The following is a 7,733-nucleotide window of genomic DNA, read 5'->3' on the forward strand; positions in this document are numbered from 1 at the left end:
CCAGAGGCCTGCGTCAGGCTGCCCGTCGTTGCCGTCAGGGATACGCCAGTCGCACCCGCAACCGAGCCCGTCGCGGCAACCACGACATTCCCGTCAGCCGTCACCGTGACGGAACCACCCGACGAACTCAGCGCATCGGCAAGCTCGACAGAACCACCAAGAGCCGAGGCCGATACCGCCCCCGCGCTCTTCACCTGACCAAGCGTGGCATCGGTACCCGCCGACAGCGTCACGGTGCCCGTACCACCATCGATCAGCGAACCAGAGGCCTGCGTCAGGCTGCCCGTCGTTGCCGTCAGGGATACGCCGCCTGCACCCGTCGCCGTCACGCTGGCGCCGGACGACAGTGCAAGAGCCGTCTGCGCCGTCACACCGATCGAACCGTTTGCGGCCTCGATCGCATCGGTCAGGTCGGTCCGGCCGGCCACAGACGTGATGCCGATCGTACCCGTGCCACCCGTCTTCACGTGACCGATCGTGGCATCGGTGCCCGCCGACAGCGTCACGCTGCCTGTACCGCCATCGATCAGCGAGCCAGAGGCCTGCGTCAGGCGACGACCTGACGAGAGCGCGATATCGCCATCGATCGCGGTGAGGGACTGGGTCAGCAAATCCCCAGTGCTCGACAGCGTTATGGAGGAGCCTGCGGCCACCATGCCGCTCTCCAGAGTCATGCTTCTGCTGTTTTCGATGACGACATTGCCGCCATCGGCATTGGTGAAGGCGAGATGCGCGAGATTGGTCGAGAGCCCCGTTTCGCCGCCGATTCCGCCATGTGCTGACAATGTCACACCCGCGGTTTCATCGGAAACGTCGATGTCCTTCAGATCGTCGCCGTTTCCGTTGATCGAACCGCCGGCATTGACGACAACAGCGTTGTCTCCCCCCTTCTGGCTGACCAGATTACCGAGCACAATGTTGCCGGCGGCACCGAGATCAATGGCATTGCCCTTGGCGTCGATGGTCGATCCCTTGCCCATCACGAGGTTGGCCTCCGTGCGGATCTTGGCAGTTCCGTCGCGAGAGATCACCTTGCTGTTTTCGCCGAAGATCACGTCATCCGGCGCAAACCAGTCGATGATGCTCGCCGAGAAGGTATTGCCGGCCTCGACCAGGATCTGGCTGGCAGATACGATCTGCGAAATGCCGCCGACGATGGCTTCCTTGACATACACAGGCAGATCGGGCGCTGCGATATAGGAATCGCCCGGCGTCTGCAGCTCAATCTTGCCATCGGTGCGGGTCGTGATATCGAGCGACGATCCCTGTGTGCCGATGCCGTCGCGGGCATAGAGCTTGATGTTGCTGCCGTTGAGGTCTACGCCCGCATCCGCGAAGGCATCGACGATGCGCCCGTTATTGGCGGCCAGGTCGAGCGTCGGGCCGGCCGCGTCCTGGAGGCGCAGGTCACCCGTCTTTTCGGCCAGATAGGCAGCGCCATCGGTGCGCAACTGCACGAAGCCGTCATCGGTCGTATCCGTCACGAAGCGCTTGTCAGCTGTGCCGAGGTTCTCACCGGCACTCGAGAGGATGAGGTTGCGGCCGGTCGCATTGGCCTGTCCATCCTCATTGGCGTTCAGCAGGCTTCCGGACGTATTCAACTGCAGCGTGTTGCCGACCGCGATCGTCTTGACGTTGAGGTCGCCCTGGCTCTGAAGATAGGCATCCTCTCCGGCGCTGACGCTGACTGTGCCGCCCGTGTTGATCGACACGCCGTCACGCCGGGTCACGGTGACAGACCCGTCGGTATTGTACTGGACATCACCGACCTGCGCGGTGCGCATGCGCTGCATGTCGGCGACGGAAACCGTGTTGCCACCACCCTGGTTGACGCTGAAGCTGCCGTTTTCTTCCCCGATCGTACCGGAGACCTGTACATTCAGGCTTCCGGCCTGGATGTTGCTGGCCTGGTTCGAACCGCCCGCATTGCCGCCGGCGACCTCCGCATTGACAGCCGAAAGGACGGCATTGCGATCGAAGGTCAGTCCTGCGGCGTTGGCGGTCTGCTCGCTGTCGGTCAGCGTGTAGACGAAATTCGCATCGTAGGTGCCCTGCGCCGCAGCGCCGAGCTTGGTGTTCGCGTCTTGGTAGAAGGCCGTCTGCTTCGCCTCGTAGGCAACAATGTCCGCGTCGGTGAAGCCGTTGGCCACCAGAGCCGCACGATCTGCATCCGAGACATGATAGACAAAATCGCGGTCATAGGGCGCAATCGTGCCGGTCACATCCGCAGCAGCCCCGCGCATCTGGCTCGTTACGGAGGTCGAAGTGGTGCCGGCGCCGCGCATCTTCCAGTACGCATGGTACATCGCCGTCATCTGCTTGGCCTTGGCCTCATTGACCAGGGCGGTCTCGGAGGCGGCATGAGCCGAGGTGCCGAGGCCACGCGCGTCGAGGTAGTCGGCAAAGGCGGCATCGCGGGCGGAAAAGTCGCTCGCCGGCGTCTGGCCATTGAGAAGATTGCCCTGAACGAGGAGGGTGAGGTCTCCTCCCACGTCGATGGTGTCAACCCTCAGGTCGCCGTTGACCTCGCGAATGGTGACGGCGTTCTTATCCTTCGTGACGACGGACAAGGTGCCGCCACCCGCCGCGTCGGTGTCGACATCGAGCTTGTTGTTGGCAAGGCCGGTCAGGATCTTGCCGGTCTTGCTTTCCAGCTGGATACGCCCCCCCTTCACGGCGGATTTCATGTTTGAGGCGCTCAGATCAAGATCGCCGCGCGCAACAAGGGTCAGATCGCCGCCATGGGCGGTCTTGGCCGCATCGACCGTGATCTGGCCAAGGCGCAGACCGCCCGCAACCTCTTCCAGATAGAGGCTCGGTGCCGAGGCATTGACAATGGCATTGGCACCGGTCTGCTCGATGCGGAACGTATCGGTCGATGACATGCCGATGGCGGTTTTCGCATTCAGCTTGATATTGTTGGCGATCAGCACACCGGCCTGGCCGTCATTCTCCGCCGTGTAGATGCCGCCATCCCGGCTCGTCAGGCGGGTTTCGCCCGAAATGTTGCGCACGGTGCCGCCGATCAGCACATCACCCTTGCTGTCCACGGCGATCCGCCCGGTGTTTTCGCCGAAGAAGCCGATATTGATCGTCTTGTCCGCCTTCACCGAGTAGGTCTGATTGCTCCGGTAATAGATGCGATAGTCCATCTTCGGACGGACTTCGTAGTCCAAACAGATGGCCACGTCTGTTTCACACACGGTCTCGCTGGTGAAGTTCTGCACCTCACGCCGTTGTTCCGTGACACTGCGGGTATAATGGAATTCCGAGCTGTCGGACGCATTCACCACCAGGGCGCCAACCGGATCCTTCCCATAGGTCGGAGTGGACCAGCTCAGGTGTTCATCGCGCCAGCGCTCCCAGCCATCACTGCTCGTCTTGGTGGTCAGCTTGCCACGGATCCAATCGTAGCTGACGTCACTCCACGGCCTTCCTTTGCGCTCCTTGTAGATGGCCTCGACACTGGCCTCACCCTCGTCTTCGTCCTCGTGATACGAATAGAACCGCTGAAGGTCGTAATAGTCAGCCGTCACCGTCCACTGGTAGCGTTGGTTGGCGAGCGGGTTGTAGGTGGCCGCTGCCGCACCGGTCGCCACCTGCGTCATTGCAATGCCGTTCGTCAGTTTGTTCGAAGTGTTCTCGTACTTGACGATGTCGCTGCCAATGCGCGCCCAGCGGGTCTGCAGATAGCTGCTGTTGGCGGTCTGATAGTTGTGATCGTTGAAGACGATCGTGCCTTCCACGCCATTACCGGTATCGATGTCGCGCAGTTCCAGCGCGCTCGTCGACTGGTTGGTGATGTCGAAGCGGGCAAAGCCGTCCAGCGCCTCCACCTTGCCGCGGCCAGTGCTGGCAATGCGACCCTCGATCACGATGGTGCCACCTTCGGCCTGCAGGTTCTTCGCGACCACGCGACCCGTCGCATAGTCGTAATAGAGCGGAATTTCGGCGAGATCATCGATCGAGATACTGGCCAGCTGATCACGCGTGGCCGTCAGCGGATCGAAACCAAGTTTGGCATTCAGCTGATAATAGCGGTCCGCCTCGCTCTTGGTCTGGGCATAGCGGGTCTTCTGGGCACTCGCCAGGGCCGCGTCCACCTGCGCCTGCGTCACGGTCGTATCCCGGCCGCTCACACCGGAGCGAATGGTGCCGTTGATGTTGACCCCGTCGGCCTTGATATAGATGTTGCCCAGGGTCTCGATCGAACCTGCTGTCCCTCCCGGCGTTGCCGAAGTGAGCTTCACATCCGTATTGCCGGCGGTCTGCGTGTTGCTGTTGGCATTGACCAGATTCTGAAACTCCTTGATCGGGTCGTTGCCGAGATTGACGTCGTCGTCGCTGTCGATCCGGAAGTCGCGGCCTGCAAGGATGGTCAGGTCTGCTGCCTGCACGCGCGACTGCAGCATCACCGAACCGTAAATGTTGGCGAGCGTTACCGAACCGCCGATATTGCTGATCTGCCCCTTCACCGTCAGATCGGGACCGCTGGCATTGGTGTTGACGACCGCAAGCACCGCGTCCTTCGTGGGCAGCGCGTAGGAGACGGCACCCAGCAGCGGCGATCCGTTCTGCTTGATCGGCGTGCCGTTCAGGTAAAGCTTGCCGCCCACCAGATAGGGGATCGACAGGCCGGTGATGGCAAGCGCATTCGAGGAGGTGTTGGCCACCCGCAGGTCGGCATCGCGTGGCGTCACGATGGCGCCGGTACCGGTAAGGCCACCGTTTTCGACTCCGGTCCGCAGGACGACGTCACCGAGGGGTGCCTCGTAATTGACGTTCCAGGTGTTGCCGGACTTGCTGACGGCCTTGCGCCAGTTGTAGCCGCTGCCGGTGACGGAACTGATGTCGGTGCCGTCGATCGAGATCCAGCGCGAACGGTCAAGGCCCGTTTCCAGCGTGCCGTTGAGATTGACGGTGCCCGATTTGCTGGCCGTGCCGACACCCTTGATGTCCATCAGGGCTGTCAGGAAGCTGGTCGCCGAGTAGTTGCGGACATCGATATAGGCGGTGGCGCCACCGCGCGTCTCGTCAGCGGCGCCGGCATGAAGGTTCTCGCCGGACTGCACCTTGCCACCGCTGGCGATGCTCAGGATATTGTTCTGGTCGCTCGTCGCGCGCGAGATGTTGTCACGCGGAACCCCGATCGCAGCACCGATGATGGAGATGACCGAAGCCGCGATATCGTTGCTGTTGATGCGGTAGCCGACCAGACGGTCGCCGGCGAGCGCGAGCGTATCGTTTGCCGCGACATAGTCTTCGCCGGCGCCCAGGAACACATCGCCGTAACTGGCGATCCTGGCGTTTTCGCCGATCTTGACCACATTGTCGGAGGTCGATGCGGTGACGGAATCCACCCGCAGAGATGCACCGGCGCCATAGGCCGAGCCATCCCCGGCGGTGGCCATCTTGGTATCGGTGACAGCGGAGGCCTCCAGGTGTTCGCCCGCAAACAGCGAGGCGGACTGGCCGACCGTCACGAAGGACTGTGCACGGCTGCCGGAAATGCCGGCATGCGTAAAGCGTGTCTTGCCGCTGGCGGCGGCCCCAGCACCGGCTGCGTCGACGGTGATGGTGTCGTCGCCGCCGACATTCGCCATGGATTTGACCGTGAGGTCGCCGGCCGAATAGAGGCTCGTCTTCTTGCCAATTGAAACACCCGTATTGGTCTTCACCGATACATCCGAATCCACGTCGGCAATCGCGATAGCCCCATAGGCTTTCAGATTGATATTGCTGTCACTGAACAGATCCTTTGCGATGGCATTGCGTGCCAGAATCTGGATCTTCTCGCCGTTGCTCTGGTCGTCATAGGTCTTGGAAACGATCTTTCTGTTGTCGCCAATATCGACCGTCGACGTTCCCTCGATGTCATAATCGGTGCGGCCGGAACCGCCGCCATAGAGACCGACGCCGAAGGAGTTCATCTTGCCATCAAAGTGCCGATCATGATCGGCCTTGATGACAATTTCTCCGGTTGCGCGAATATCATCGCCAGTCGGCGTGCTGGCGAGATCGGAGAGCTCGATGGTCGTCGCCCCCTTGTCGATCACGGTCGCGCTGGAAATGCCCGCCGTGTAGACGCCGCCGGACACAGCAAAGCTTTCGGCCGTCGTCTTCGTGTCGCTGTTGGCAAGAACATGGATGTTCCTTGCAGCATTGACGGACGAGCCAAGCGTGATGCGGCTGGTGTTTTCATTCTTCGCCTGGGCCACATGCGCACCGAGCGACAGGCCACCAACAGTGATGCCGATGATCCTGGACTGAAGGGCGACCTGATTCTCGGTCGTGATGTCGACATCGCCGGTTCGTGCGGTGATCTGGCCGATGCCGAGATCGATGACGGCATCATTGCCGGTGGCGGACCCGATATTGCTGCCCTGCGCGGCGCCCAGGCCGCCAGCCGCGGCCAGCGCGAAGCTTTCCGCACGACGGTAGGTCGGACGAACAATGCCAATGCTGTCGGCGGCCGCCTCAACGCTCGAATCGCCGCTTGCGGTCGATTCGAGCGTTGAGACACCTGCCAGGCGGCCGGCGGTCTGCAATTCGCCGACAAGGGCGGAGATTTCCACCGCACTGCCCTTCAGCACATGATTGTTGCCAGCCTTGACCGTCGCATCGCCATGGCTTTCGGCATAGGAATGGACATAGCCCGCAGCCACCGCGCCGAGCGCGACGCCGACCACGTTCGACACGGACCAGCCCAGATTGTCAGCCGTGATGTTGAGGATTCCGGCCGAATCGAGCGTGACGTTGTCGCCCAACTGAACGGTCGCGTCGCTGTCTTCCTCGATTTCGGAGACGGCAGCCTGGCCGGCCACGCCACCGCCGGCGCCCGCCAGTCCATCGACGGACATCCGGAAGCGCTGCTGCGCCAGCACTTCGAGACTGCCGGTGCGCGTCGTGACCGTTGCACCGTTACCGAGGGTGGTGGTCGCACCGCCCTCCAGTTCGGCATAGGTGAACGAAACACCGGCGCCGACCAGGCCACCCGCGAGGCCAATGGTCGTTGCAGCCAGGTTCTGTTCGTTCTCGGCGCTGATCACGGCCTGGGTCGCGCTCACCTGCGCGCCGGCCCCGATCGTTGTTTCGGCGCTGTTGCGCAGACGGTTGTAGTTGATCGAACCGGCAACGCCGACCAGACCACCCGCACCCGCAAAGTTGACCGCTTCAAGGACGGAAGCACCCTGTGCCTGGAGGCTCAGCGCAGCACCCGCTGTCACCCGCGCATTGGTGCCGATGGCGGTGATGGCGGAGGACGAGAAGTCGTTGACGCCGACGGTCAGGCCAACGCCCACCGTGCCACCGCCGCCGATCGTACCGGCAAACTGATAGACACGGCCGAAATCGCTCGCGGAAAGATCGACGGAGCCACCGGTCACCACCTCGGCATTGTCGCCGATCGTGGCGGAGGTGCGGTCGTGGCCGTCCTTGGTCAGCATGGCCGAAACGCTGGTTGCGTCGCCGGACAGGCCGGATGCCGTCGCGCTGTTGGCCTTGGCGATTGTCGCGTCGAGCGTGGCATTGCCACTGGTCTGGATGCGGTTTCCGGCCACGATGGACAGAATTCCGTCCACATCGCCTGCCATGCCGCCGCCGTCGACCGCAGAGGTGCCATCATTGTCCTGGTAGTCGTTGAGATTGCCGGAGCCGGTGCGGTTGATGACGACGGCACCGCCCACGCCCACCACACCGCCGACGCCGCCGGCAATGGTGTTGGACGCATAGTT

At 62.4% G+C, this 7,733-nt stretch carries 1 protein-coding gene; it reads right to left on the reverse strand.

The window, feature by feature from the left end; genetic code table 11:
• Positions 1-7,733 (reverse strand): hypothetical protein (locus F3H95_RS27340; RefSeq protein ID WP_188134511.1); only part of this gene is annotated, 7,733 nt, incomplete at both ends.

Source organism: Rhizobium sp. RU35A (assembly GCF_900156005.1).
GTDB lineage: Bacteria > Pseudomonadota > Alphaproteobacteria > Rhizobiales > Rhizobiaceae > Neorhizobium > Neorhizobium straminoryzae.